Source organism: Enterobacter cloacae complex sp.6700776, from assembly GCF_048284255.1.
In the GTDB taxonomy this organism is placed as follows: Bacteria; Pseudomonadota; Gammaproteobacteria; order Enterobacterales; family Enterobacteriaceae; genus Enterobacter; species Enterobacter intestinihominis.
Window position 1 is genome coordinate 1 of record NZ_JBLVYK010000212.1, and the last position, 292, is coordinate 292.

The window sequence follows — 292 nt, forward strand, 5'->3', positions numbered from 1 at the left end:
GATCACCAAGTGCTTCCGCGACGAGGACCTGCGCGCTGACCGCCAGCCCGAGTTCACGCAGATCGATATCGAGACCAGCTTCCTCACCGAGGAGGAAATCCGCTCGATGTTCGAGGGCATGATCCGCCATGTCTTCCGCAAGGCGCTGAACGTCGAGCTGGGCGACTACCCGGTGATGAAGTACGCCGAGGCGATGCACCGCTTCGGCTCCGACAAGCCCGACCTGCGCGTGAAGCTCGAGTTCACCGAGCTGACCGACGCGATGACGACGGTCGATTTCAAGGTCTTCAGC

General features: G+C 62.0%; 1 protein-coding gene. It reads left to right on the top strand.

Annotation, left to right across the window (positions count from 1 at the left end):
• On the top strand, positions 1-292 hold a 292-nt coding region (locus ACNQ0T_RS23925), incomplete at both ends, for an amino acid--tRNA ligase-related protein (protein WP_417930463.1).